The organism is Pseudomonas sp. SB113, from assembly GCF_040754745.1.
GTDB lineage: Bacteria > Pseudomonadota > Gammaproteobacteria > Pseudomonadales > Pseudomonadaceae > Aquipseudomonas > Aquipseudomonas grimontii.
On the sequence record NZ_JBFMHW010000095.1, the window covers coordinates 1 to 554 of the forward strand.

The 554-nt window shown below is 57.4% G+C and carries 2 protein-coding genes; both read right to left on the minus strand.

The features are described 5' to 3' along the window. A partial coding sequence (locus tag AB1462_RS31590; RefSeq protein WP_367249005.1) for an NAD(P)-binding domain-containing protein occupies positions 1-253 on the minus strand: 253 nt, incomplete at its 3' end. A 34-nt stretch (positions 254-287) separates the two neighbouring features. Continuing rightward, a partial coding sequence (locus tag AB1462_RS31595) for an isocitrate/isopropylmalate family dehydrogenase (RefSeq protein WP_367249006.1) occupies positions 288-554 on the minus strand: 267 nt, incomplete at its 5' end.

Sequence of the window (554 nt, forward strand, 5' to 3'; positions counted from 1 at the left end):
TTCCGGGACGAATGGACTTCAATATGCCCTCATCCCCAAGCAAAATGCTTTCGACTTGAGGCGTTCCGCTGACGCACAGAATGATGACATCGCTCTGGCGGGCGAGTTCGTTCTTGTCGCTGATCGATTTCGCACCCAATTCGTTGAGATCGTCCGCCGGCTGGTTGCCGGGATGGTCGAGATAGGCCAGAGGCCAGCCTTTTTTCGCGACGTTGAGCGCAATGCCGTGCCCCATAAGGCCGACGCCGATCATTCCAACATTGGGCTATGTCATTTTATCGTCCCTATCAATTCATCGCACGGCAGATCGCATCGGTAACGTCGGTGCAGGTGGCCTTGCCGCCAAGATCATGCGGTACGGCGTGACCTTCCAGAAGCACCTTGCCAACGGCCGTCTCGATCCGATCCGCCGCCTGCGCGAGTTCGTCATCACTATGCTTATCCGCAAGCCAGCGCAGCATCATAACGCCGGAAAGAACGGTAGCGACCGGACTTGCAAGATTTTGTCCCGCAATATCCGGCGCGGAACCGTGTGCGCCCTGGAAAAGCGCGTG